14 protein-coding genes, 1 tRNA gene and 2 pseudogenes are annotated in these 25,892 nt (G+C 70.6%); 8 read left to right on the top strand and 9 right to left on the bottom strand.

Annotation, left to right across the window (positions count from 1 at the left end):
• Positions 1-25: 25 nt before the first annotated feature.
• Positions 26-2,014, bottom strand: a complete 1,989-nt coding sequence (locus tag WMF44_RS44295; RefSeq protein ID WP_437296073.1) for a hypothetical protein — start codon at positions 2,012-2,014, stop codon at positions 26-28.
• 197 nt (positions 2,015-2,211) lie between these two features.
• Between WMF44_RS44295 and aspS the strand changes: the two genes are divergently transcribed.
• Complete coding sequence (gene aspS / locus WMF44_RS44290) at positions 2,212-4,173, top strand: aspartate--tRNA ligase (RefSeq protein ID WP_437296072.1); 1,962 nt, start codon at positions 2,212-2,214, stop codon at positions 4,171-4,173.
• Between the two features lie 201 nt (positions 4,174-4,374).
• Positions 4,375-5,760 (top strand): DUF4388 domain-containing protein, encoded by a 1,386-nt coding sequence (locus WMF44_RS44285; RefSeq protein WP_437296071.1) that lies wholly within the window; start codon positions 4,375-4,377, stop codon positions 5,758-5,760.
• Between the two features lie 227 nt (positions 5,761-5,987).
• Here WMF44_RS44285 and WMF44_RS44280 read toward each other — a convergent pair.
• The 4 genes and pseudogenes from WMF44_RS44280 to mxcH all read right to left on the bottom strand — a co-directional run bounded on the left by WMF44_RS44280 (position 5,988) and on the right by mxcH (position 12,004).
• Positions 5,988-6,074 (bottom strand) — tRNA-Ser (locus WMF44_RS44280).
• 865 nt (positions 6,075-6,939) lie between these two features.
• Positions 6,940-8,028 (bottom strand): annotated as a pseudogene (locus WMF44_RS44275) (PepSY-associated TM helix domain-containing protein); the annotation flags it as partial.
• Between the two features lie 55 nt (positions 8,029-8,083).
• Positions 8,084-9,364 carry a hypothetical protein gene (locus tag WMF44_RS44270; RefSeq protein WP_437296070.1) on the bottom strand — a complete coding sequence of 427 codons (1,281 nt, stop codon included), beginning with the start codon at positions 9,362-9,364 and terminating at the stop codon, positions 8,084-8,086.
• 54 nt (positions 9,365-9,418) lie between these two features.
• A complete protein-coding gene (mxcH, locus tag WMF44_RS44265; protein ID WP_437296069.1) occupies positions 9,419-12,004 on the bottom strand; it encodes a TonB-dependent siderophore myxochelin receptor MxcH in 2,586 nt (861 codons plus the stop codon).
• 97 nt (positions 12,005-12,101) lie between these two features.
• On the opposite strand from mxcH, the gene WMF44_RS44260 reads away from it, so the two are divergent.
• The 3 genes from WMF44_RS44260 to WMF44_RS44250 all read left to right on the top strand — a co-directional run bounded on the left by WMF44_RS44260 (position 12,102) and on the right by WMF44_RS44250 (position 16,267).
• Positions 12,102-12,338 carry a hypothetical protein gene (locus WMF44_RS44260; RefSeq protein WP_437296068.1) on the top strand — a complete coding sequence of 79 codons (237 nt, stop codon included), beginning with the start codon at positions 12,102-12,104 and terminating at the stop codon, positions 12,336-12,338.
• A gap of 21 nt (positions 12,339-12,359) precedes the next feature.
• Positions 12,360-14,744: a penicillin acylase family protein gene (locus WMF44_RS44255; protein WP_437296067.1), complete on the top strand. Its 2,385-nt coding sequence runs from the start codon at positions 12,360-12,362 to the stop codon at positions 14,742-14,744.
• Positions 14,745-14,812: 68 nt separating this feature from the next.
• On the top strand, positions 14,813-16,267 hold the full coding sequence (locus WMF44_RS44250; RefSeq protein ID WP_437296066.1) for a diaminobutyrate--2-oxoglutarate transaminase: 1,455 nt from the start codon (positions 14,813-14,815) through the stop codon (positions 16,265-16,267).
• A 44-nt stretch (positions 16,268-16,311) separates the two neighbouring features.
• Here WMF44_RS44250 and WMF44_RS44245 read toward each other — a convergent pair whose 3' ends face one another.
• From WMF44_RS44245 to WMF44_RS44230, 4 genes and pseudogenes are all read right to left on the bottom strand, one after another.
• Entirely contained in the window at positions 16,312-17,208 is an 897-nt protein-coding gene (locus WMF44_RS44245; RefSeq protein WP_437296065.1) for a hypothetical protein, read from the bottom strand.
• Between the two features lie 635 nt (positions 17,209-17,843).
• Positions 17,844-19,256, bottom strand: a complete 1,413-nt coding sequence (locus WMF44_RS44240) for a hypothetical protein (protein WP_437296064.1) — start codon at positions 19,254-19,256, stop codon at positions 17,844-17,846.
• Positions 19,257-19,880: 624 nt separating this feature from the next.
• Positions 19,881-22,850 carry a SulP family inorganic anion transporter gene (locus tag WMF44_RS44235; RefSeq protein WP_437296063.1) on the bottom strand — a complete coding sequence of 990 codons (2,970 nt, stop codon included), beginning with the start codon at positions 22,848-22,850 and terminating at the stop codon, positions 19,881-19,883.
• Between the two features lie 468 nt (positions 22,851-23,318).
• Positions 23,319-23,720, bottom strand: a pseudogene (locus WMF44_RS44230) (transposase); the annotation flags it as partial.
• Positions 23,721-23,818: 98 nt separating this feature from the next.
• Here WMF44_RS44230 and WMF44_RS44225 point away from each other — a divergent pair.
• From WMF44_RS44225 to WMF44_RS44215, 3 genes are all read left to right on the top strand, one after another.
• Positions 23,819-24,508, top strand: a complete 690-nt coding sequence (locus tag WMF44_RS44225; RefSeq protein ID WP_437296062.1) for a hypothetical protein — start codon at positions 23,819-23,821, stop codon at positions 24,506-24,508.
• Positions 24,509-24,622: 114 nt separating this feature from the next.
• Complete coding sequence (locus WMF44_RS44220; protein ID WP_437296061.1) at positions 24,623-25,096, top strand: hypothetical protein; 474 nt, start codon at positions 24,623-24,625, stop codon at positions 25,094-25,096.
• Positions 25,005-25,799 (top strand): helix-turn-helix domain-containing protein, encoded by a 795-nt coding sequence (locus WMF44_RS44215; protein ID WP_437296060.1) that lies wholly within the window; start codon positions 25,005-25,007, stop codon positions 25,797-25,799. The genes WMF44_RS44220 and WMF44_RS44215 overlap by 92 nt, the downstream gene beginning before the upstream one ends.
• Positions 25,800-25,892 lie beyond the last annotated feature (93 nt).

The raw sequence follows: 25,892 nt of genomic DNA, 5'->3' as shown, positions 1-25,892 counted from the left end.
GGAGCGGGAAGACGCGCGGAGCGCATCAACGGCGGCGCAAAGGTCGCTTCGCGATGAACGCCTGCCGGATGCCGGCGACGGCGCGGCGGCTCGGGCCGCCGGAGATGAACGGATCCTGGGGCGCGAGCTCGCCCAGCCGGTCGAGGAACGACTGCGCCACGACGCGCTCGCCGAGCAGGCTCACGACGTCCGACTGGCTTCGCATCGTGGACGCGAGGACGGCCGCCGTCGACGTGTCCGGCACCGCGGCGATCGAGAGCGACTCCAGCACGCGCCTGAGCGGCACGATCGACTGCGCCGTCGCCAGCTTGCGATCCGAGGCGCCGAGCGGCTGCGGGGCGTACTCGAGCCAGATGCCGGCGACGTTCAGGTGGGCGAGCAGCTTCTTCGACCAGCGCGGATCGAGCTCCACGTGGAGCGGCCGGACGTCGGCCAGCGTGGAGAGGGCGAACTCGCCGGGCTCGCCCGCGAGCGCGAAGTCGCGCAGGAGCGGCGCGAGCTTGCGCTCGTCGGCGAGCAGGCTCCCGGCGACGTGGCCGCGATCGAGCAGCGGGATCGGGACCACGAGGACATCCGGCCGCTCGCCGCGCGTGATCCGCGCCGCCCACACCCGCCACGTGATCGCCGGGGATCGCACGAGGATCGCGGACCCGGGATCGAGGCTCCCGTACGCCTCGTCCGTCCAGACCTCGGCGGCCGTCTGCTCGCTCCGATCGGCGGCGAAGCCTGCCTCCTCGCTCGTCAGCGCGACGAGCGTCAGCTGGAAGACGACGAGCAGCGCCGCGCCGCTCCGCGAGAACGGCACGCGCGTGTGGAGCAGCGCCCGCACCGCGGCGTGCGCGCCGAGCGCCGAGCCGACGGCGATCGCCGCGACAGCGAGCGAGCGCAGGGGGGTGAGCGGATCCGCGGAGAGCACGCCGGCGGCCCGCGCGGGCAGGAGCGTGTCGAGCGCGAGCAGGACGAGGAAGGGCGCGACGAGCCACCGCGCGCGCGGGCGCAGGAGCGAGAGCGAGAGCCCTGCCGCGGCGATGAGCAGGGAGACGACGCCGATCTCGCGGCTCCACGCGGCGAGCGCCGTGGTGCGGGCGCTCGCGACGTCGAGGGCGGCGAGGCTGCCGGCCGTGAGCGCGCGGCCGATGTCGGCCCAGGCGCGCGGCGCGAGCGGCCTGAGCACGAGCGGCGCGAGCAGGAGCGCGGCCGTGAGCGCCCCCGCGCCGGCGGCGGCGCCCAGCATGCGCCGGGGCGGGCCGCCGACCGGGGCCTCGTCGGGGCGCCCGCCCGCGCGCTGGGCGCCGCCGCGCGCGAGGAACATCGCGTACGACGCCGCGAGAGCGGCGAGGCCAGCGGGGGGGCTCTCGGCGAACGTCGCCCCGAGGAGCGCGCCGAGCGCGATCCACGCGCGCCCGGCGTGCCGCGCCTGCTCGGCGCACGTCGACGCGAGCGCGAGCGTCACGAGCGCGCAGCAGGTGGCGATCATGGCGCCGCCGCCGACCGTCGCCTCGCGCTGCCAGGTCGGCGACAGGGCCGCCGTGAGGACGGCGATCGCGGAGAGCACCGAGGCGAGCCGCGGGCTCACGGCGCCGCCGGGCGCGTCCGGCGCGGCGGGCGCGGCGGGCGTAGATCGCGCGCCGGCGGGGGTCGGCTCGGCTGCGCCGCCGCGGAGCTTGCGCCAGAGCGAGAGCCCCGGGAGGGGCGCCGGCCGCGCGGACTCCAGGAGGAGGTGGCGCACCATCCCGTAGAGCAGGTGCGACGCGAGCGCGAGCGCGAGCGCCGATCCGAGGGCGGTGCGGAACGTGCGGGAGCCCAGCGGGAGCAGGCTGAGCGCCTGGGAGAGCGCCGTCGACAGGCCGCCGCCCACGCCGACCGCGACGAGGCCGAGATCCCGGACGGCCGTGAGATCTTCCCGCCATTGCCCGGAAGAGGCGGCGCGGGCCAGCGACAGCCCGAAGGGCAGCGCGGCCGACAGCAAGGCGAGCGACCGATCGAGCCAGCAGCGTTTCTCTCCGGAGCCCACCGAGCGGCCATGCCAGATCGGCCGCGGCCGGGCCAAGTTCCGGCGCACCCCGGCGCCGCGCGCGGTTCGGCGGCGGCGCGGCGCGCGCGGCGCCGATCCGCCGCCGAACCGCGCGCGGGGCGCGGAGGATACGGAGAGGCGGTGAGCGGCGACCTGGGCTAGAGTCGCCCCTCCCACGGAAAATCGGAGGTCGTCTCGTGTCCCGTTTCATCGATGAGCTCAAGAGGACGCACCGCTGCGGCGATCTGCGCGAGGCGGACATCGGCAAGGAGGTCGTGCTGTTCGGCTGGGTCGCGCGGCGCCGCGATCACGGCGGCTGCATCTTCATCGACCTCCGCGACCGCACCGGCGTGACGCAGATCGTCTTCGATCGCAGCTACCTCGAGGCGATCAGGAAGCACGGCCTGAAGGCGGAGGAGAAGGACCTCGTCGACGCGCACGCCTCCGCGGAGCGCGCCCGGTCCGAGTGGGTCATCGGCGTCCGGGGCGTCGTGGTGAGCCGCGAAGGCAACGTGAACGACAAGATCGACACGGGGGCCATCGAGGTCTGGGTCGCCGAGGCGACGATCTTCAACAGGGCGGAGACGCCGCCGTTCGAGATCGCGGACGAGATCGAGACGCGCGAGGAGATCCGCCTGCAGCACCGGTACCTCGACCTGCGCCGCGCCCCGCTCCAGCGGGCGCTGCGGATGCGCCACGAGATCAACCGGGCGACGCGCAATTACCTGTCGGACAAGGGCTGCCTCGAGCTCGAGACGCCCTTCCTCGTGAAGTACACGCCGGGCGGGGCGCGCAACTTCCTCGTCCCCTCGAGGATCTCGGCCGGCAAGTTCTACGCGCTCGCCGAGAGCCCGCAGCTCTACAAGCAGCTCTTCATGGTCGCGGGCTTCGACCGGTACTTCCAGATCGTGAAGTGCTTCCGGGACGAGGACCTGCGCATCGACCGGCAGCCGGAGTTCACCCAGATCGACGTCGAGCTGTCGTTCGTGAACCAGGACGACGTCTTCGGGCTGATGGAGGGGCTCGTCTTCGCGGTGTTCAAGGCCGCCCTCGGCAAGGACCTCACCGAGCTCTACCCGACGGGCCGCTTCCCGCGCATGCCGTACGCCGAGTCGATGCGCCGCTTCGGCAACGACAAGCCCGACCTCCGCTTCGGGATCGAGCACACCGACCTCACGGACCTCATCATCGAGCACAACGGCGGCGGGGTGCCGTTCTGGGTCGAGCTCGCCGAGAAGTTCAAGTCGGGCAAGCTGCGGCGCGACCTGCCCGCCGAGATCGTGAAGGGGCTCGTGATCCCGGCGAGCGCCAACCTGTCCCGCCAGCAGACCGAGGACCTGGAGAAAGGGCTCCGCGACGTGAAGGGCTTCCGCGGCCTCGCGCGCGCCAAGCTCGCCGAGGACGGCTCGTGGACGCAGTCGCCGCTCACGAAGTCGATCACGCCGGAGCTCCGGCAGAAGCTGAACGAGGCGCTCGGCGCCAAGCCGGGCGACGTCCTCTGCTTCCAGTTCGGCAAGGAAGCCGTCGTGCACACCGTGATGGCGAAGCTCCGCATCGACGTCGCGAAGAAGATGGGGCTCATCCCGGAGTACGGGCATGGGGACCAGTGGAGGTTCCTCTGGGTGACGAACCCACCTCTGTTCGAGTTCGACGAGGACACGGGGCGCTGGGCCGCCGCGCACCACGCGTTCACGCGGCCGATCGACGAGCACGTCCCGCTGCTCGAGAGCGATCCGGCGCGCGTGGAGTGTTACCGTTACGATCTCGTGCTGAACGGGTTCGAGATCGGCGGCGGCTCGATCCGGCTGCACGATCCCGAGGTGCAGGCGCGCGTCTTCAAGACGCTGGGCATCGACGAGAGCGACGCGCGCGACAAGTTCGGGTTCCTCCTGGACGCGCTCCGCAGCGGGGCGCCTCCGCACGGCGGCATCGCGCTCGGCATGGACCGGCTCGCGATGCTGCTCAGCGGCGCGCCGACGCTCAGGGACGTCATCCCGTTCCCGAAGACCAACCAGGGCACCGATCAGATGACGGGCGCGCCCGTGATCGTCGACGCCGCGCAGCTCGCCGAGCTCCACGTGAAGACGGCGGTCGCGGCCGCGGACACCCGGGCGGACACCAGGCAAGGCGCGGCGGGCACCGGCAGCGCCGGCGCCTGATGCCAGCCCGGGGGCGCGCGCGGGATGGGCTGATGCACCTCCGGCGGCGGCGGTGAGGCGGCGCGGCGGGCCCCTCGCCGCTCGCGCGCGCCGCCGCGACCGCGCTCGGTGTGCTCTGCCTCGCCGCGCGTGGCCGTCCGCGTTGGCCTTTATGTTTGCAGGCCGCGCACTTCTGGTAGGGTAGGGCCTGTATCCTTCGCCATGGCCTCCCCGGCGCGAGTCCTCGTTGTCGATGACAGCCCGACCATCCTGAAGGTCGTCAGCGCCATCCTCGCTCGCAATGGGTTCGACCCGACCGTGGCGCGCGACGGGCTCGCGGGGATCGAGCTGGTCAAGAAGGGGCCGAAGTACGACCTCGTCCTCCTCGATTTCGTGATGCCGAGGATGAACGGCTACGCCTTCTGCCGGGAGCTCCGCTCGAACCCGTCGCACCGCAACGTGCCCGTCGTCCTGATGAGCGCCAAGGGCGACAAGCTCAGGGGGCAGTTCGTCCAGCAGACAGGCGCCGTCGACGCGATCACCAAGCCGTTCGACGCGCGCGCGCTGGTCGCGGTGATCGAGGGCGCGCTCTCGAAGGCGGCGGAGGGGCGCGCGCGGCCCGTGCCCGAGGGCGCGAAGATGCCCGACGAGGACACGATCGCCGAGAGCGTGCGGCCGAGCCTCCTCGCCAGGAACATGCGCCAGCGCGCCGGCGCGGAGTTCGCGCAGCAGCTGTCGACGGTGATGACGCCGGTGATCATGAGCCTCTCGCCCGAGGCGCGGGTCAACGAGGCCGCGGTGATGCAGGCGGTCGCCCGCGTGATGACGAGCGAGGTCGTCTCCAGGCTGACCCTGACGCTCCGCGACCTCGACGACACGCCCGCGGACGCGAAGGAGGTGATGAGCGGCGACGTCTCCGCGATCCCGCTCGCCGAGATCCTCCAGCTGCTCCAGATGCAGCGGCAGACGGGCGTGATGCGGGTGACCACGAACCGCGCGTCGGTCACGATCTCGCTCCGCCAGGGGCTCATCGATCTGGTGCAGGCGCGCAACTCGTCGGACGAGTTCAAGCTGGGCCGCTACTTCATCGAGCGCGGGCTCCTGACGCGGGAGCGGCTCGAGGCGCTGCTCCGCGCGAAGCGGCCGCACGCCCTGCTCGGCCAGGTGCTCGTGGAGGCCGGCGTCGCGACGAACGACGACCTCATCGCCGTGCTGGAGCGGCAGTCGAGCGAGCTCATCTACGAGGTGCTGCGCTGGCCCTACGGGCGCTTCTCGTTCACGCGCGAGCCGTTCCGCCCCGAGGTCGAGCAGGCGCACCTCGGCCTCCCGGTGTCCGCGCTGGTCCTCGAGGGGTTCCGGCGCGTCGACGAGTGGCGGCTCATGGAGGGGACGATCAACTTCGACCAGGTGGTGGTCGTCGACCAGGTCGCGCTCGACGGCGTGGGCTCCGGCAAGCTGACGCGCATCGAGCAGCTCGTGCTCGGCGCGGTCAACGGCTCGCGCACGGTGAACGAGGTGATCAAGGAGAGCGCGGTCGGCTCGTTCGACGCGATCAAGACGATCTACCAGTTCCTCCAGTCGCGGGTGCTGAGGACCAGGGCGGCCTGAGCGCGGCGGCCGCGAGGGCCACGCGGTCCCGCGTGAGGCCCGCGTGAGGCCCGCGTGAGGCCCGCGTGAGGCCGCGACGACCGCCCACGCGCTGCTCGCCGCGGCGGCGCGCTCGAGCGCGCCCTGCACAGCCAGCGGGTCGTCTGGTTGTGCACGCGTTCTGCTCGCGTTGTGTTCGCGGTGCTCAGGCCGCCGCACGACGGGCGTAGCGCTGAGCGTTCTCGCGGCGGAGAGGGCGGGATTCGAACCCGCGGATCAGTTTCCCGATCGCACGCTTAGCAAGCGTGTGCCTTCAGCCACTCGGCCACCTCTCCTGGTATCCAGGATGGTCCACCCGCCCCGTGCTCGGCGCAGGAGCAGCGCGGACCTCGATGCATGACGATAGAAAGAACGCTGGCTCGTCCGACGCTCGTCGCGGCGGCGAGGGAGCGGCAACATACCAAAGAGGTTGTCGCCGTGCACAAAAGATCGTGCAGGGGGATGCCGGTAGCGACGGATCGCGAGGGGGCGGGACGGACGGCCCGGGAAGCGGGCTGACAGGCCCGTCCGTGAGCGGCGCGAACCGCGCGAGGCACACGCGCGCCAGGACGGCGAGCGGCAGGGTCCCGACGAGCGCCGCGAGCACGCGCAGCGCGGCGTCGAGCCGGGCGAGGCGGCGGCTGGCCATCGCCGCGCTCTCGCTCCTCGGAGCGCGCCATGGCCAGCCGCCGCCTCGCCCGGCGGCGCACGCCGCGCCATCAGGAGCCGCGCCTCGGGTCGCGAGGTCGCCCGGCGAAGCGCCCAGGCAGAGGCGCAGAGCGCCGCGGCCGCCAGCAGGAGCGCGACGTCGACGGCGACGACGGCTCCGAGCTTCGGCCCCGCGCCGAAGAGCCCCGCCTCCGACCAGCGCGCCGCGAGCGCGGGGACCGGCAGCAGCAAGAGCCCGGCGAGCCCGAGCTGGCGCGACCAGAGGCGCCCGCCGTCACGCGCGGCGAGCGCCCAGGCGATGCAGAGCACGAGCACCCCCAGGAACGTCAGCTCCTCGGCCGTCGCGCGCGCGCCCCAGTCGAGCGGGAACGCCCGGCTCACCAGGAACAGCGCCGCTGTCGCGACGACGGTCCCCGCGCCGAAGCCCACGGTGAGCCGCGCGAGGAGGCGGTTGCCGAGGCGCTCTTGCCGCGCCTCCCGTCGAGCGAGCCAGATCCAGTTGCCGGTGAGGATCGTGGCGCACGTCGCCAGGGCGAGCACGAAGAACAGGATACGAAGCGTGGTGCCGCCGAAATCAGCGTAATGGAGGCCATAGATCCAGCGCAGCACGTCGCTGCGCGCGCCCTCGACGCCCGGCGCAGAGCGCGAGAGGACCGCTCCGTCGATCGCCCGCAGCCGTATGCGCACGGCGCTACGCGTGAACGGCGCGCCCTCGATCGATCCGCGGACATCGACCGTTCCGCTGTCGAGGCCGTGGTGCCGGATATAAAGCCTCTCGGGCACGAGCCGGGGCTCCGCGGCGCGCGCGCGGGCCATGAGCTCATCCAGCGTCAGGCCACGAGCGGGCGCCCCGCGCTCCGGCTCGTCCGCGAAGGACGCCCCCCAGGCCGAGAGGTCCGCCCGCCCGGCGTCGCCGCCGAACACGGGACCTGTGAACACCCCCACGAGCACCCCCAGGAACACGAAGAGCGCGCCGGAGTACGCGTACAGGAGCTGGAACGGAAGGCCTATCACGCCGAGCACCTTGTGCATGTCCGACCACAGGACACGGCGCGTCTTGTCCGGCCGGAACTGATGAAACTGCCGGACGATGTCCTTCAGGTGGATGAGCACGCCGGTCGCCAGCGCGAGCAGGAGCGCGACGCACAGGAGACCGGCCACATAGAACAGCCACACTCCGGTCGCTCGGTGCCAGAGGTAGTGCAGGTCGTAGAGGAAGTCGGACAGCCGCTCTCGCTCGGGCACGAGCCCCTCGTGGACCCACGCCGTGACCGCCTCGCCCTGCGCGTGGTAGAGGAGCCGCGCGGCGCCCAGCCCACCTTCCGGCACGTCGAACCAGAGCTGCTCCGGCGTCGTCCCCGCGGCGGCGAGCCCCTCATCGAGCGTGGCCTCCAGCCCCACCTGCTCGACGGAGGAGCGCTGCTGGGTCAGCGGCTCCTCCCACACCTCGAGCTGCCTCCGGAAGAGCGTGATCCCCCCCGACAGGAACATCACATAGAGCAAGAGCCCACCGATCACACCGGCCCACGCGTGCACGTCCCAGAAGGTCGTGAAGGCATGGTGGGAGAGCTTCTTGGCCATCGCGAGTCACCCTGTCCCCTCGCGCGGAGCGCCGCGCGCCGCGCGCCGCGCGCGCTTATCTCACCTTCGCCAAACCGTGCAGGTACCCCAGCGTCTTCAGGCCGAGCTTCGGGCCGCCCTCGGCCGTGAGCTCGATCAGCGTGCTCTCCGTGGAGCCGCTCCCCTCATCGATCGTGAAGACCCGGCCGTCGACCTCGAAGAAGGAGACGTTCGCGGGCGAGGGGACCAGCTCCTCGACCGGCGCGGCCTCGTTCGTCGCGGTATCCCACCGCCACCAGTGCCACGCCGGCTGGCCCGTGACGCCAGACATCTTGGTCTCCTCCTCGATCGTGGCGAGCTCCGCGTCGAACACCCGGAGGAAGATGCCGTCCCCGCCCGCAGGGATGGGATCGCCCGCGAGCGCGCCGTCCGTCAGCGTGCTCAGGAGCAGCGCGAAGTCCGGATCGAAGGCGTCCGCGTCCTTCAGGATGCGCAGCGCGCAGGGCTCGGACTCCAGGCGCTCGAGGTGATGGTCCGCCGCGGCGAGCGCCGAGCTCACGAAGTAGGCGTCGCCAGAGGCCGTCTCGACGGGCTGCGTGATCCCGCCGCACCGATCGTCGACGTCGAACCGCACGACGGTGTCCGTCTCGGTGTCGATCGCGATGAGCCCTGTCTCCGGGAGGATGGTGTCCGTCGTCTTCCAGTCGAACCACCCCACCGAGACGAGCAGCGTCTTGCCGCGCAGGACAGACCCGTATCCGTACAGCGCCAGGTAGCCCTCGCGGTGCGTGTCCGGCAGCGGGATCGTCCCTTCCACCTCCATCGTCGTGGGGTTCCACACGACGATCTGCTCGCCCGCGCGATCCGGATGATAGGCCTTCGTCGGAGAGATGAGGTAATTCGTGGCCCAGAGGGACTGCACGCCGAAGGGCTGGAAGCTGAGCGAGTCTCCCTTGACGAGCGCGCCGCCCTCCAGCGTGTAACGCGAGATCGTCGGCGCCTGGGCCTCACCGATGCCGAACCAGCCCAGCCCCTCGAACGCGAAGAGCCGTGCCGATCCGGGGACCTCGAACGCCTGGGACGGGTCGACCTCCGTGCCTGGCTCGATCGACGGCAGCACGTGAAAGTAAGAGTTGGTCGCGGTGTCGTCCCAGACACGCGTGGCGACGATGAACGCGTCGCCGTTGCTCTGTCCGCCGCCACCCCCGCCCTGACCGCCGCTGCCGCTCTGACCGGCGGGGTTCGACGTCTCGTCGTCGCCGCAGCCGCCGCCGAACACGCCGGTCAGGAGCACGAGCGCGAAGGCCGTCGCGCTCGTTCGGGTCGATGACCGCTGCTTCCGCTGAATCACACTCATCTGTGTCTCCATTCCGTCGTGCGAGCGAGACGGCTCACCTCGACATCGTCGTCATCACATCTCCAGCGTCGCCTTGGAGAACAACGTCCGCCTGGGTCGCTGGACACCGTAGAAATCGGAGGCCCGCTCGTTGGTGAGGTTGTGGGCCTCGATGGTGAAGCTCACCGTGCGCGGCTCATCGCGCGCGACGTAGGTGAGCGCGAGCGAGTGCAGGAGCTGCGAGTCCACCTTGGCCTTGGACTCGGGCTGCCCCCAGTTCTCGAAGCCGAGGTAGAACCCGTGCACGTAGCGCGTATCCCAGGTGAGCGAGATCGCGTCGCGCGGCGCGACGACCTCCTGGATCTGCACGCGCGCCGAGCCGTTGGCGAAGAGCCACGGCCGGTTCGGCATCCGTTCACCCTCGGAGCCAGCGAAGTTCCCTTCGTCGGACACCTTGCGAAAATCGTCATAGGTGATGTTGCCGTCGAGGGCGAGGTGCTCCCCCGGCGACGTCCAGCCGGCGGCGGCCTCGACGCCCAGCGACCGCGCCCCCGAGACGTGGATGTACTGGATCGACTCCGTGCGGTTGTTCAGCGCGATGAGCCGCTCGACCGCGCGGACGAAGCCGTTCGCGTCGAGCCGCCACGCGCCCCACGCGGTGTCGCGCGCGTCGATCGTGAAGCCGACGTTCCCGTTGTGGCTCGTCTCGGGCTTGAGCGCGAGGTTGGAGACGATCATCATCCCGTCGCCGAACACCTCGACGGGCCGCGGGAGCCGCGTCGTCCACTCGTACGACGCCTTGGCGTAGAGCCATTCGGAGAAGCGATAACGGAGGCCATCGCCGACGCCGAGGCGGTGGGTGTCGCGCTCCCGCTGGTCGAAGTACCCGTGCAGCCCCGGGAGGCGCCCCGTCATGCGGAGGAGCTGCACGTAGTCCTTCACGAAGGAGCTGTTCTCCAGGCGATCGTCGAACAGGTTGAGCTGATGCTCGACGCCGAGCACCAAGGTGAACAGGCTGTGCGCGCCCCTGAGCTGCTCGCGGGCGTCATTGTCCAGTCTGCGCTCTTCTACCGTGCGCGTGATGAACGTCGGAGACACGGAGAGCTGCAGCGCGTGCTCCGGGTGGGGCCGATAGCGGAGGTTCAGGCGGCCGAGGCCGCTGTGCTCCAGGAACACCCGATCCCGGGGGGACGTCTCGTCCTCGCCCGGATTGGGGCGCTTGCTGCGGCAGCGACCGAACCAGTCGTAGGTGCACTCGCTGACATCGAGGAAGGTGGCGCGCCCGTACGTGTACCCGACGAGCGCTTCGAGGGCGACGCCGCGGCCGAGCCCTTGCTCGTACTGGAGCGTCGCGCCCGGCGCGGTCTCGCCGTTCGTGACCTCGCCATAGGGCGTCTCCATGACGCCGAACCTGTGCTGATGCTCCTTGTCGTAATCGGTGACGTAGGCGCGCAGGAGCAGGCGCCGCGCCCAGGGCCGATTGACGAAGCCGACCTCGGCGCTGGCGCCCGCCGCCCGGTAGGCGTCGTGGAATCGGCGGACGCGGGTGAGCTCGGGGTCCCTGCGCCCGGTCTTGAAGTCCACCACATGGACATCCACCGGGTAGTCGTTCTTCGCGTAATCGAAGAAGCCGTTCACGCGGGTGAAGACGCCGCTCGGCTCGTGCAGGTGCCGCGCCGAGAGCGTGAGCCGGTGGGTGTCGTAGGAGCCGACCTCGTAGGACGCCGCGCCATGGGTGCCGCGGACGTCCCGATCCGTGACCAGGTTGACGGCCCCGCCCAGCGCGTCGGCGCCGAAGCGCACCGGGACCACGCCGCGGTAGAGCTCGACGCGCTCGACCAGGTTCACGGGCACGTTCGAGACGCCGAACGGGTACCCCGCGAGATCGAGCGGCACGCCGTCGATGAAGAAGCGGATCTGCTCATCCGTGAGGCCGTTCAGCGAGAAGCGCGCCCAGGAGCCGAGCCCCGCGCTCTTCCGCACGCCGACGCCCTGGGTGCGGGCGAGCACCTCGCCCAGGTCCGCGGTCCTCCGCTGCGCCTCCTCGGTCTCGATGACCGTGACCGCCTGCGCGGATTGCCGGAGGCGCTCGGCCATCGCGGCGCCGCGCACGGTCACCTCGGCGGGAGCAGCGCTGTTGGCCGGGTCGGACCCCGTGGCCGGCGCGGGCGTGGTCGCCGCCGTGCCCGTGGCCGCGCCTCCACCCGCCGCCGGGGAGGTGGGCTCGGCCGGGGGCACCTCGGGGAGCCGGAACGCGTAGCTGTAGAGGATCCGTGCAGCGACCGGCGTGCCGTCCCGGCGGGCCGGCGTGAAGCGGGAGCGGAGCACCGCCGCGCGGGCGGCCTCGTCGAAGCCGTCGCCTATCGGGCGCGTGACCTCGGCCTCGGTCACGCGCCCCTCCGCGTCGATCAGGAGCTTCAGCACGACCGTGCCCTCCCGGCGCGCCGCTCGGGCCGCCTCCGGGTACTCGGCCTCGGCGAGCTCGAGCAGCTGCGGCGGCTCGATCCGGGGGCCTCCCGCGCCGGGCGGTGAGCGATCGAGGCCCGGCGAGCCGGCGACAGGCGCGCTCACGGTCGGCTCCCGGTCCCCCGCGGCGCGCTCGGGCATGCCTTCGTCCTGCGCGTGCGCTGGTGCCTGCAGGCCAAGCAGCAGGAAGGTCAACGCGCCAGCAAGCGGGCCTCGAAGCGCAAAAGGGCTCCGCGTCACCCCATCGACCTTTGACCTGGCCCGCAGGGGCCGAGAAACCGAGCGGGCGTCCATGGACAAGCTCGCCAGTAGCCATGTTGAAAACAAAAATCAATTTCGGCTTTCTGCCGAATTTCGCCTGTCTCGGGCGCGCCGCAATCGCCGCGCCATGGGCTCGCGGCAGGAGTTCCGTCGAGCGATTCCGTTCATTTCACTTGACTTGACCCGAGCAAATGGACCACATGACGACCTTCCCGATATTGAAAGTTATGTTCATTTTCATTCATGGCGTACGATCTGCGACATGTAGGTCAGTGACGGAGCAGGAGGTATGAGGCGCGGCGTCCGATCGCTCCTCCTCTCGGCGCTCGCCTCGCTGACGATCGCCGGCTGCGCGGACGGGACCCAGGGCGCCGCCCGCGCCGCCCGCGCCGCGGCGCCGCGCGCCGGCGGCGGGGTGGCCGTGCCGGGCCTGGAGAGCACGGCGACGGTCACGTCCGATCGCCTGGGGATCCCGACGATCCGCGCCGCCTCGCGGGAGGACGCCCTCCGCGCCCTCGGCGTCGTCACGGCGCGCGACCGGCTGTTCCAGCTCGATCTGCTCCGCCGGAGCAGCGGGGGGCGGCTCGCGGAGATCCTCGGGCGCGATCTGCTGGCGGCCGATACCCGGCAGCGGCTGTACGGCGTCCCGCGGGCCGCGTCGGCGATCCTCGCGCGCCTCCCGGAGCGCCAGCGCGCCGCGCTCGACGCGTACGCCGAGGGCGTCAACGCCTATCTCCGGAGCGCCGAGGCGCTGCCTGTCGAGTTCAAGGAGCTGGGCTATCGGCCCGAGCCGTGGCGGCCGGAGGACAGCGTCCTCGTGGTGCTGGGCATGTTCAACGCCCTCAGCGTCAGCGAGGAGCTGGAGCGGTCGCGCACGGTCCTGACACGCAGCCTCCCGAAGGGCGTGACGTCCTTCCTGCTCGAGGGCACCGACCCGTACACGCGATCGCTGCTCGGCGCCGAGGCGCCCGCGGCGCCGCCGCTGCCCGCCGAGGAGCTGCGCGCGCTGGTGGCCCAGAGCCGGAGCGCGGATGCGCGGCGCGGCGCCGTGCTCAGCGCGGCCTCCGGCGGGGCGCCGGTCGGCTCGAACGGCTGGGCGGTGGCCGGCCAGCGCACGAGCGACGGCCGCGCCCTGCTCGCGAACGACATGCACCTGGAGCTCGGCGTTCCCAACATCTGGTACCGCGCGGAGCTCCGCTACGGCGACAGCGAGGTCGCGGGCATCGTGCTGCCCGGCGTGCCCATGGTCATCGTGGGGACGAACCACCACGTCGCCTGGGGGCTGACCAACCTCGACGGCGACGTGATGGATCTCGTCCAGATCGAGGCCCACCCCGGGCGTCCCGACGAATACCGGACGCCCTCGGGGTGGAGGCGGTTCGACGTCGCGGAGGAGACGATCGAGGTCCGCGGCGAGGCCGACGTCACCGTCACGGCCCGAAGGACGCTCTGGGGGCCCGTCGCGCCGCGGCCGCTCCTCGGAGCGAACGTCGCGATCCGCTGGACGGCGCTCGATCCCGGGGGGGTCGACCTCGGCCTCATCGACATGGATCGCGCCCGGACCGTCGAGGAGGCGATCGCCGTGATGAACGCCGCCGGTGGGCCCGGGTGCAACGTTTTGCTCGCCGACCGGCGCGGCCGCGTCGCGTGGACGGTGACGGGGCGCATGCCCCGGCGCCGCGGCCTCGACGGCTCGGTCAGCGTCTCCTGGGCAGACGGGCGCGCGGGCTGGGAGGGCTACCTGCCCCCCGCCGCGCTGCCGCGCATCGTGGATCCGCCGGCGGGGTTCGTGGTCAACGCCAACCACCGGATGCCGATCGGCGAGGGCGCGCTGGAGCTCGGCCGCGACTACGCGAACGGCTACCGCGCCTTCCGCATCACCGAGCGCCTGCGCGAGGCGCGAGCGGTCACCGAGGCCGACCTGCTCTCGCTGCAGCTCGACACGCGGGCCGAGTTCTACGGGTTCTACCGCGACCTCGCGCTGCGCGCGCTCACCGGAGAGGCCGTGGCGAGGCGGCCTCCGCTCGCCGAGGCGCGGCGCGCGGTGACGGCGTGGGACGGCCGGGCGGACGCGTCGAGCGTGGGCCTGCCGCTCCTCGATCGGTTCCGGCGCGTCCTGGCGGGCGAGGTGTTCGCCGCGTGGCTCGGCGCGAGCCGCGCCGCGGAGCCGACCCTCGAGCTCGAGCTGTCCGACATCGACACGCCCTTGCAGCGCGCGCTCGACGCGCGATCGGCCGATCTCGTCCCGGCGCCGGAGGGCTGGGACGCCTTCGTCCTCGCGGCGCTGGAGAAGGCGATGACCGCGGTCAAGCAGGAGCACGGCGGGCGACCCGTCGACCAGATCGCGTGGGGCGCGGTGAGCCGGGTGCGGATCGCGCACCCGCTCGGCGTGACGCCGGAGCTCGCCGCGCGCCTCAACATGCCCGACGAGCCGCTCCCGGGGTGCAACGTGTGCGTGCGCCTGGTGAGCGACTCGTTCGCCGCCAGCGAGCGGCTCGTGGTCTCGCCAGGACACGAGGCGGAAGGGATCCTGCACATGCCGACCGGGCAATCGGGCGACCCGCGGTCGCCCCACTACCGCGATCAGCAGCGCGCCTGGGTCGACGGGCGCCCGCTGCCGCTCCTGGCAGGGCCGGCCGCGCACACGCTCACGCTCGTCCCCGAGCGCCCATGACGCTGAACCTCGATGAGCGCGCCCTGGAGCGCCGGAGCGGAGCAACCCTTCTCACCAGGGAGTACCCCATGAGTCTGTCTGCAGCTTCCAGTTTGCCCGTGTCGGACCCCGCGCCGGCGGCCTCCAGATCGTCCCTCCACGCGGGCCTCGCCGCGGAGCTCGGCGAGCGCCACCGGCGGCGCGCGCTGTACGAGCTCGGGGACAATCCCCTGCTCGAGCGGCAGCGGCAGCGCGAGTCGAACGCCCGCTCGTACCCGCGTCGCCTGCCGCTGGCGCTCTCGCGCGCGCAGGGCGTGTACGTGGAGGACGTCGAGGGGCGCGTGTTCCTCGATTGTCTGGCAGGGGCCGGCACCCTGGCGCTCGGGCACAACCACCCTTTGGTCACCGACGTCCTGGTGCGGACGCTGCACTCCGGTCTACCGCTCCACACGCTCGACCTCACCACGCCTGTCAAAGATCGCTTCACGCAGGACGTGCTCGGCGTGCTGCCGGTGCCCTTCGCCAACCAGGCGCGCATCCAGTTCTGCGGCCCCACGGGGGCGGACGCCGTGGAAGCCGCGCTGAAGCTTGTCAAGACCGCGACCGGGCGCGGCACGGTGCTGGCTTTTCAGGGCGCGTACCACGGCATGACGCAGGGCGCGCTCACCCTGATGGGCAATCTCGGGCCCAAGGCGGCGCTCGGCGCCAGCCTGAACGGTGTGCAGTTCCTGCCGTATCCGTACGAGTACCGCTGCCCGTTCGGGCTCGGCGGCGCCGCCGGCATCGCGGCCTCGCTCGCGTACATCGACAACCTGCTTTCCGATCCGGAGGGCGGCGTGCCCAAGCCCGCTGCGATCATCGTCGAGGCGGTGCAGGGCGAGGGGGGCATGATCCCGGCGCCGGTCGCCTGGCTGAAGGGGCTGCGGGAGCTGGCGACGCGCCATGACATCCCGCTGATCCTCGACGAGGTGCAGACGGGCTTCGGCCGCACGGGGCGCATGTTCGCGTTCGAGCACGCCGGCATCGAGCCGGACGTGCTTGTGCTGTCGAAGGCGCTTGGCGGCGGACTGCCGCTCTCGGTGGTCGTGTACCACGAGCGCTTCGACACCTGGCGTCCGGGCGCCCACGCCGGCACGTTCCGCGGCAACCAGCTCGCGATGGCGGCGGGCTCGGTCACGCTGTCGGTGCTGCGCGCGGAGCGCCTCGACGCGGCGGCCGCGGAGCTCGGCGCGCGGCTCACGGCGCAGCTCGCCGCGCTCGCCAGGGATCACGCGAGCATCGGCGACGTGCGCGGGCGCGGCCTGATGGTCGGCGTGGAGCTCGTGGACGCGGCGGCCGCGCCCGACGCGCTCGGGGCGCGCCCTGCCCACCGCGACCTCGCCGGGCGCGTGCAGCGCGAGTGCCTGCGGCGGGGGATGATCGTGGAGCTCGGCGGCCGCCACGGCAGCGTGGTGCGCTTCCTGCCGCCGCTCGTCATCACGGCGGCGCAGATCGACGAGGCGGCGAGGATCTTCGGCCAGGCGCTGGCGGCGGCTTCTGTGTAGCTGTCGTTGGGGGGAGGGAGCTCGGGGACACGGAGGCGCCGTGTTCAGGAGCCGGTCGTGGCGAGCAGCTCCCTGGCGTCGCTGACGACGGCGGCGCGGCGGATCCAGCGGTCCAGCTCGTCGAGGTCGGCGCTCGAGAGGACGCGCTCTCGCACCTCGACGGGGACCTCCAGCCCGCGGGCCTCGAGGACGGCGAGCACCGCCTGTGCCTTGGTCTTCAGGGTGCCCTCCCGCACACCTTCCTCTCGCCCCTTCGCCACGTAGCTGCGCGCGAATTCGCTCTGAAACTGGTATCCGGCCTTCATCATCGCCTCCAACCTCCGCCTCGCCGCTGCGTTCAGCGAGGATAGCACCAGGTCCCCGTAGACGGCCCGGCGCTCCTCATCGAGCCCGACTGCCGCCTCGAAAAACGCCACGCCGATCGCCTCCGCCGCCTCGCTCTGTCCGTGCGCCATCGCCGAGAGCACGGCCACCTCGGGCGCCGCCTTCGCCTGCTCGGCGTCGGTGACGACCGGGACGCCCTGGGGCCCGAGCACCAGCGGCGTCAGCGTCCAGCCAGGGTGGCCGATGTCGATCGGCCGCGCGCTCCAGCGCGCCATCTCCGCATCGATCGTCACGACCAGCAGCTGGGTCGGGCAGCGGTGCCGGGCGCGCGTCTGGGTGACGTACACGGGCCAGACGTAGGGCTTGTCCGGGTCCACCCCGAGCTGGACCTCGACCACGATCGCCATCGCGGGCCGCTGCTGCTCGCCGACCAGCAGCACGACGACGACATCGGCGCGGCGGTCGGAGGGCACGATCTCGGTGAAATCGGAGGACTCGACGCGCGCCTCCGTGAAGGTCGGGACCGGATGGCCGAGCGCGTCGTGCAGCATCTCGGCGGCGAGCGTCGGCCGGTTCTTGAAGAGCTCCACCAGGGCTTCATGGGTCACTGAGGGCATCGGGTCGTCTCGCAAGTGGTTGCAATCATGATGGATTTGCGTGGCGCGCCAGGCTCGTGCGGTGGCGCCCGCAGGGGCCGAGCAGCGTCCTCCCACTCATGAGTTCCGGGCAGCTTCTCGGGGTCGTCACGCCGTGTGGACCACGGGAGCCACGTTCAGGGCGCGGAGCTGCACGAGACGGCGCTCGGTGTACGCACGGAATAGCTCTACTGCGGGAAGTTGCCCCGGGTCAGCAGAAAAACCGCCAAGGCGCCGAGGCCGCCAAGCGAAGAAGGGGAGGGCCGTCCCGGCATTCCCCCTCTTATTTCCCTGGTTTCTTGGCGCCCTTGGCGGCTTGGCGGTTCGCTTCTCAGGGCGACCTCCCGCAGTAGTGATAGAACCCTCGAACGGCGCCAGGGCGATGCGCACCATCCTGGAGGCTGAAATGCAAGGGAATCCAATAAAGACCAGGGCGGTCAGCGTGTTCGCTGACCGCGCCACCATCACGATCTTTCTGGGGACCGATGCCACGCACTTCGAAGAAGCACGGTTGCTCGCCGACCGTCTCCTCAAAAGCGCCCGAACAGGCCGAGCTCCAGCAAGCTGCTCGGCCTCGCAGGGCGCAACGGACCACCAGGCGCCCGGGCCGGGGTGCCTCAGCGTCGCGCGCGGCCGAGGACGAACCGGCTGCTCGTCGGCGCCGCGTACGTCGTCCACACGAGCGCGGCGCCGTCGTCCGACGGCGCGGCCGCGAGCCTGGACAGCAGCTCCGGCTCCCTCGCGAACGCATACCGAGGGACGGTGAGCGAGCCGTCGGCGTCCACGTGGAAGAGGCTGACCTGCGTCGCCTCCTCCTCGACGAGCGCCACGATGGCGCGGCCGTTCGACACGGTGATCGCGTGCTCCTGCGTGTCCTTCGCGGGGTCGCGCGTCGCGATCGTCACGGGGTCGCCGGCGAGGGCCGCCTGTCCGTCGAGCCAGCCGACCTCGAAGCGCTCGCCATGGAGCCACACGCCGCCGACCCGGCCTGCTCCGGCGGGCGCGAGCGCCACGTCACGGAGGCCGGCGAGCTCGCGCGCCGGGCCGACCTCCCCTGACGCGTCGATCGGCACGAGCACGGTCGCCCCCGCGTCCTCGCCGTCGTCCGTGAGCACCCCGGTGGACACGACGAACCCCGGATCCGCGAAGGCCGCCGCGGCCGTCTCGCCATGGGCCGAGTCGGCGACCGTCGCTTGCCATGTCGCCTCTCCGTCTTCGTCGAGCAGCTCGGCGACGATCTTCGCCGGCGCCCACGCGACGTTGGTGCTCGCATAAACGAGCAGCGGCGGCGCGCCGGGCCTCGCCGCGAGCACGGGATAGGCGGCGTTCTTGATCAGGCGCACAGCGATCTCGTCTCCGTCGGGATCGAGGCGGTAGAGCCACAGCTCAGGGTCGTCGCCCGCGCCGCCGACCGCCATGAGGAAGCCTCCGGGGCTGGGCGCGAGCGCCACCCGCAGCGCCGAGCGCGCGTCCACGCAGTCCCACTGGCGCTCCAGCTCGAGGCTCGTCGAGAAGCGGGCGAAGCGGACTTTGTCGTCGAAGCTCAGCCATGCAGCGGCGAGCCCCTGTTCGTCGCTCGCCATCGCGATGTCGCTGACGTTGTATCCATCGACGCGCGGGCGCGCGCACGCGAGCTGGTTCGGGGCCCCGAGGCACGAGTCGCAGTCACGGACGTCGATCGAGCAGGTATCGCTGCACGCGGTGCTGCCTCCCGCGTATCCGAGGGAGCTGCACGTCTCGCTGACGGCGCCGTCGCACGCCTCGGTCGCCTCGACGCACTGGGGGGCGTTGCCGTCGAGGCTCCAGCAGACATCACACGTATCCAGCACGCCGTTGCCGCAGAACTTCGCGTCGGTGTCGCACACCGGATAGAGGTCGGGCGCGCTGCATGTCTCGGGGAACGGCTCGGCTTCGCCCGTGCCGCCGGAAGCGCCTGTGCCGCCGGAAGCACCTGTGTCGCCTGGGTCTCTGTCGATCTCGACCGAGCCGCAGGCCCCGACCCCGAGCGCGGCCGCGAGCAAGGATGCCATTGCGCACAGATGGGTTCCGGTTCGCATGGCGGTGTCCGCAGCAACGACCAAGCCAACGAAGAGAGCAGCGGAGCGCACGAGCCCAGACCGAGCGCGAGGCCCGCTTCATGGCCCATAATGGCCCATAATGGCCCATCACGAGCCGGCTCACGGCGCATTTTGTGTCTTGTTGCAGGAACTCGCCGAGATCGAATTCCTCGTAAATCGATCCGGCGGATGTCCTTCACAGCCGAGCGAGCCGTCCGTCTTCGAGCAACACCCAGGAGCTGAAGCCGAGTACGCCTCGGTCGCGGCAATGGACAGGCTTGGCGCGTCCGTGGGCTGGTCGCGCCGCGTCGAGTAGAAGCCTTCGGTCGCCCAGGGACCCCTCTCACGGAACCGGACTTGTGGGCCTCACATCCGGCTCTTCGGGACGCCGGCTCCGAGGTCGCCCTCGTCGCCGCTGCCTCGGTGCAGATCCAGAAGAAGCCGATCCAGCCGAGCAGTTACGCGTTCAGCTGGAGGATACAGTCGCGGAGCGACCTTCCCCAGTTGCGCGGCACCAGTTCGCGGACCTTTTCGTCGATGCGGGTCCTGGACCGCTTCGACAGCCTCACCCGCGAGCTATCTCTGTGGTGGACGCGCTTAATGGCTCTCCTGGACGAGGCAGCGGCGCTGCGCCTCCTGGCGCTGGTTGTCTGCCTCCTGCAGAGCGCGCTCGGTCTCTTGCTGGCGGCGGCGTGCGTACATCGCATTGACACCGAGCGCCACCACCAGGCCAGCGATCATCGTGATCGCGGCATTCTTGAGCCGCTGGTTCCGCTGGTGCGTCCGCATCTCCGCACCCAGCATCTCGTCGGGATCGAAGTTCCGCAGCCGAGCGGCTATCTGGTTCACCTGCTTCTTGAACCTCGGGTGCTGCAGGGAGAGGTCTTCGTCGCGCGCCCACGTCATGTCCACGAAGAGCGGCGTCGTCGTGAGGTGATGCCTGAGCACCGCCGGCAACGAATCGGTCGCGTTCCAGTCGATGGCCTTCGCGTGCGCGTCGATGCTGATCGTGCCGCCCGTCAGGACGACGATGAGGTTCGACGCGCGGCCGAGCTCTCGGCACCAGATATCGATCTCGTCGTTCACCCACGGGGAGGCGGCAGACTGTGGAGAAGCGAGCAGGATCAGGAACTCGGAAGATTCGAGCGCAGACCGGATGAGCGCAGGCAGGTCGACCCCTGGACGCAGGTGTCGCTCGTCTCGGAATATCCGCATCGGCGGCTGCAACAACGGCTTCGCATACGACGAGAGCGCCGACTCGACGCGCTCGACGAACACCGAGCTCTGCTGGTGCTTGTAAGAGATGAACGCGCGATAGCGGTGGTCCGAGCGCCGGTGCGACCCATCGACCTTTGGACCCGCGAGCTGCTTGGCCGGCGAGTCATTGCGCTGTTTTCCACGCGCGATGACGAAGCGATGGAACATCGCGGCGAGCTCCGGAGCCTCGGCCGTGAGCCGCCTCAGGCCTTCTTCCGAGAGCTGGTAGAGAGTGGCGTGCGTCTTGCTGGCCACGGTTTCCGAGCGCTTGATTCCCGTAAAAAAATCCGACTCGCCGACAACCGAACCAGGCCCCATCATTCGGAGCCGCTTGACCTTCCTGCCGTCCACCTCCAGCCAAGCGGTGAGCTGTCCAGACTCGATGAGATAAAGGTGCTCGGAGGCGTCTCCCAACCTGAAGAGGTCGTGGCCTTCCGGGATCTCCGTGCGTTCGAGATACGAGAGGAACCGGATCATCTCCTGGCGCCCGTTGAATGCATCCTGGAGGTCGTAAAAGAGCATGGGCGGCGGCAACGCGGCCGGCGGTGCTCCGAGGAGAACCTCGTTCTCGAACGCCTCCAAGCCACGGTCGAGATCGGGAAATATCCTGCACACATCGTCATTGTTCAGCACGACGTCGGCTCGTTCGAAGTACTCGCGGATGAATGTCGGGACCTCCGTCAGGATGATCTTGCCGCCGTTCGCCGCGGCGAGCCTGCGCAGCTCCTGGAAGGTGTCGATGGCGGACGAGTCGAGAGCGTAGACGAACCGAAAGTCAATCAGCAGGTACCGCGTCTTCTGGCTGTCGGTGCTCTGAAGGTGATGCCGAGCGTCCACGAGCATCGGATGCGCATTTCCGAAGAATATGTAGCCTTGAAGTTGAAGCACACGCCCCTGGTCGCCCCGCTCCATCAGACTCATTTCTTCCTCGTCGCTGCGGACGACCTGGCTGCGGAGAGCCGCGCAGGAGACGGCGTTGCGCACCACCACCACGCGGCTGTAGCCGAGCGCAAAGAAGGCAAACGAGGTGGCGAGCCCGACCGCGGCGCCGTGAAGGAAGCCCCGGCTCGCGACGACGAGGAGGATAACAATGACCACGATGTAATCCGGAGGACGCAGCCGAAACCAGCGCCGGGAGAGGGACACGGCATCTAGCAGGAACCGCAACCCGAGGAAGGTCACGAGCCCGCCGAGCACCGGCCGCGGGAAGTATGTCAGCGCGTGCCCGCCGAAGATCATCACGAGCGCGGTGAACGCGGCGGCGGTCAGGCCCGCGATCCGTTGATTCGCGCCGGCCTTGTAGTTCATCGTCGACTCGGCCATTGCGAGATGGCCGGGAGCCGAGCCCGCGGCGCTGGCCAGAAGATTTGCGATGCCCGTCGCGCGGAGCTCTCCGTTCAGATCGATCTCCTGCGCCGTCTCGCGCTCGACGCCCAGCGCGCCCAGGAGGAGCGTCATCACGGCCATCATCGTGATCGTGGCTATGTTGCCGGAGTTCTGCGCGAGGACGGACCAGTTCACCTGCGCGATGTCGTGGATCCCCATCGGCGGCCACAGGTTCCCGGTCGATGAGGCGCCGAGCAGCAGCTGCATCTCGCGGGCACGTTCGACCGTCACCCCGATCGCGCGCAGGACGGCGTAAAACACGCCGATGGCCCCAGCGATGGCCGCGGGTAGCAGGAGGAAATGAGTGAACCGACGGCGCAGCGCGGTCATGAGCACGCCCAGGAAGAGCCCAGGTAGGATCGTAGCGAGAGCCTGCGGCTGAACGAGGCCGGGCGGGTCGTGGAGCCCCGCCGAGGAGTTCGCCATGATGGCAATCGAGCCCTGCACGGCTCGCCAGGCCACGCCCGCGAAGAGCCCGATCATGACCGGATAAGGAATGAACCGAACAAGGACCCCGAGACGGAGCAGGCCCATACAGAGGAGCAGGGCCCCCGTCGCAAACGAGGACACCGCGACGGCGGCGACGATCGTCGGGAATGGGTCCGCAGCGGGATCGATCTTCGCCATGGCAGCCGCGATCCCCGCCGCCATCGACGCGAGTACGACGCCTGTAGAATGCTGCGGCGCCGCGATCGTAGATCGAAATGAGCTGCCGAGCGCGACGATCAGCCCCGTCACGACCGAGCTCATCAAGAAGATACCGACGCCGGCGGGGAGGCGATGACCGGGGTCCCCCGTCGAGAAGAGCGCGGCGAGAGAGACGTCGAATGTGACGACCAGCGCCCCCACAACGATCCCACGGAGGATCGCGGATAGGTAGGGAGTCTGCTTCAGCCTGCCGAGTAGTCTATCACGCGTCGACATCAGTGCTGCCCTCCCCGGTGGGTGTCAAGATAGCTGTCCGTTGATTCGGTCACATCCTCGTGAGTGCTTGAGCCTCGTGCGTGTAGAGGTTGAGGGTCACGGGGCCGATTGGCCTCCAGTTGCGGATCTGGCCGGTCCAGCGCAACGGCGTCCTGCGGCGAGCTCGCTGGTAGAGAGCATGGCGGGCGCCGAGCAGCACGCCGTCGCGCCCCTGGTGGCGGTCCCGCCTCCGTCACCGCGCGCAGCTTCTGCTCCCGGGTCCAGTCCTCGGTGCAGCGAGCGGCGGCACGGGGCGGAGGCGCGGAGCGGCGAGCGTCGTCGGACATGTGCGCGAGGCTACGAGCTTCGCGAAGCCAGCGCGAGAGCGTCGTCTGATGCATCCCCGTCTCGGCCGACAGCGCCACCGCCGTTGGTCCTTGTGGGACCAGGAGCCTTTGGACGATGCGCGGATCAAGGACGCGGTCTTGCCTAAGAGCCTATCCCAGTAGGCGCGGCCGCGCGCCAGGTGATGACCCCGCAGGCGAGGTGCAGAAGGGCGAGGTAGGTGTCCGCACGCTTCGACCACCGGATGAGGATCCCCTGAAAGCGGTTCATCCAGCTATGTGAACGCTCGACGACTCATCGGCGGGCCCTGCGGCCTGCCTCCTTCTTGATCTCGCGCGCCGCATCACCGTGTGGGCGGATGTGTGCCGTGAACCCGAACTCCTTCAGCAGCGCCGGTACTTCAGCGTAATCGTACCCTTTGTCCAGGCACATGCCCTGCGGCTTGCGCCCGCTCGGAGGCGGGCGTTCGACCGGGATGCTCTCGATGGTCTCGCGCGCCATCTTGAAGTCGTTGCGATTGGCTCCGGCCACGGCGACGCCCACGGGCCTCCAGCTGCCTGGCGCTGCTCACATACCGCGTCGGTAAGCGCGACGAGGCGACGACGGACGCCTTCATCGCTGACTTGCGAGCTCGCATGCTCGTGATGCCGCGGCTGATCAGTGACGGCTTCGCGCCGTACATCCCCGCCGTCGGTGCGTCGTTCGGGAAGTCGATCGACTACATGCAGACGGTGAAGAACTACCGCTCTGGCAGCCGTGGACGTCGCGATGACGACCACCGCTACGAGCCACCGCGCGACCCCTTCATCACGAAGTCCGTGGTCTACGGCGTGCCCAACCCGGCCAAGGCGTCGACGGCCTACATCGAGCGTCTGAACGGCACCACGAAGCGCAAGACCGGGCGCATGTGGCGTCTGTGCTTGGCCTTCTCCAAGCGCATCGAGCACCACCGCGCATCGGTCGCACTGGTGTACGCCTACTACAAGCTCTGCCACATCGTGAAGACGCTCAGGGTCACCCCCGCGGTGCAGGCCGGCATCACCGACCACGTGCGGAGCCTGGACGAGCTCCAGGAGACGCTCCTGGCTGAGGCGGACGGGCTCGCCCCCGAAGGGCAGCCGCTCGCTCGTCGCGAGCCTCCCACGCCTGCGAGGCCGCTCCCGAACGGTCGCGGGTTCCTGTGCCTCGTGACCGAGCCGACGCCCGCGTTGAAGCGCGCGCCGCGCCATCCGGAGCCGCCCTCGGGATCGCCTCCGGTCACGGCCGCACCTCCGCCTCCGCCGGTCCAGCCCTACCTGTTCGACCTCCTCGACAGGCCGCCCGCCGATGACTGAGCTTGCGTACGGGTGCGGCACTTTGCTCGCTGGTTACAGCACTTTGACCAAAAGGCCGCACCACCTGTCCAGATGGGCGCGCGGGACGTCCAGATGGGTCGGGGAGCGAGAGCGGTGGGCGTGCCGACGGCGGCGGGGCGCCAACGGCGGGGCAGCGGTAATGGGTCACTTGCCGCCGAGGGCCTTGCGCGTGGGGCCATGTTTGCGGGCGAGCTCTTCGAGGCCGGGCTGGGAGTCGCGGCCGACCGCCTCGTCGCCGCCGAACAGCAGCTCGCCGAGACCGAGCGCGACCTCGCCGACCTCGATGTCGCCGACGCGGAGGCCACGTGGATCCTCGGCGCGCTGCGCGACCTCGCGAACGTCTGGTGCCTGATGACGACCGAGAAGCGCGGGTGCCTGCTGCGTGCGCTCGTCGCCACGGCGCGCGTAAAGGAGGAGACCGGCGTCGTCGAGGTCGTGAACTTCAGGCCGACGCCCGCTCGCAGGAGGCCGCCGCATGACCAGCCCCGACTCGCCGATGCCGCAGGACCGCCACATCCTCACTGGCCCGCTGTTCCGCCGCCGCTGCTCGCGCATGCTCCTCACTGAGCAACCGCCGCCCCCAAAACCCGAACCCGTGCGGCGCCCCGCGAAGGTCGCCCGGATGCTCGCCCTCGCGCACAACCCGCAGGGTGCCATCGACCGGCGCCTCGCCGCCGACCGGGCCGCCGTGGTGCGGAAGCTGGGCCTCACGCGGGCGCGGGTGACGCAGTTGCTCGACTTGCTCCTGCTCGCGCCCGACTTCAAAGAGGTCGTCCTGGCGCTCGAAGCTATCGACGGGGCCGAGCCGATGGCCGAGCGGACGCTGCGCGCCCTGCCGCACGCGGGGACGTGGGGGGAGCAGCGGGCGGCTTGGGTCCGGCTAGAAGGAATAAGGAATCTGAGCCGCGACGCCGCGCGCGTCTTGATGGCGACCTATTCGTCGTCATACTCTGGAAACGGTTGGAAGCCTGCCCCGTCCACTGCCCGGGGGCCTGAATGGATGAGCGACGACATACTCACGATCCTAGAGGTCGCGGACAAGACCGTCCACACGATGGCCCAGAAGGGGGAGATCCCGGCGCACAAGGTTCGTGGGCAGTGGCGGTTCCGGCGCACGGACATCGACGAGTGGATCCTGGAACAGACGACCGCGCCCCGCGAAGACGGCGGGCACCAAGCCAGCCCGCCCTCGCGCTGCCCGTCACGCTCGCCGAGCTCGAATCGCACATCTGGCAGGCCGCGAACATCCCGTGCAGCAGTGCTGTACTGAACAAGACCAGGCCGCTGCAGTCACCAGTTCCGTCCCCTCAACCGCTGCCTCGATCGGCGGGCCAGACCTCCTACATGGTGCGCGACCTGTGAT

The organism is Sorangium sp. So ce426 (assembly GCF_051475585.1).
Lineage (GTDB): Bacteria > Myxococcota_A > Polyangia > Polyangiales > Polyangiaceae > Sorangium > Sorangium cellulosum_B.
This window is presented reverse-complemented; position numbering and strand designations above follow the sequence as displayed.

Bases quoted from the DNA above. Each gene is read 5' to 3' on its own strand.
- WMF44_RS44285 (WP_437296071.1), top strand. From the start codon at position 4,375: ATGGCCTCCCCGGCGCGAGTCCTCGTTGTCGATGACAGCCCGACCATC.
- WMF44_RS44270 (WP_437296070.1), bottom strand. From the start codon at position 9,364: ATGAGTGTGATTCAGCGGAAGCAGCGGTCATCGACCCGAACGAGCGCG.
- WMF44_RS44260 (WP_437296068.1), top strand. From the start codon at position 12,102: ATGGACAAGCTCGCCAGTAGCCATGTTGAAAACAAAAATCAATTTCGG.
- WMF44_RS44255 (WP_437296067.1), top strand. From the start codon at position 12,360: ATGAGGCGCGGCGTCCGATCGCTCCTCCTCTCGGCGCTCGCCTCGCTG.
- WMF44_RS44250 (WP_437296066.1), top strand. From the start codon at position 14,813: ATGAGTCTGTCTGCAGCTTCCAGTTTGCCCGTGTCGGACCCCGCGCCG.
- WMF44_RS44245 (WP_437296065.1), bottom strand. From the start codon at position 17,208: ATGCCCTCAGTGACCCATGAAGCCCTGGTGGAGCTCTTCAAGAACCGG.
- WMF44_RS44240 (WP_437296064.1), bottom strand. From the start codon at position 19,256: ATGGCATCCTTGCTCGCGGCCGCGCTCGGGGTCGGGGCCTGCGGCTCG.
- WMF44_RS44235 (WP_437296063.1), bottom strand. From the start codon at position 22,850: ATGTCGACGCGTGATAGACTACTCGGCAGGCTGAAGCAGACTCCCTAC.
- WMF44_RS44225 (WP_437296062.1), top strand. From the start codon at position 23,819: ATGCCGCGGCTGATCAGTGACGGCTTCGCGCCGTACATCCCCGCCGTC.
- WMF44_RS44215 (WP_437296060.1), top strand. From the start codon at position 25,005: ATGACCAGCCCCGACTCGCCGATGCCGCAGGACCGCCACATCCTCACT.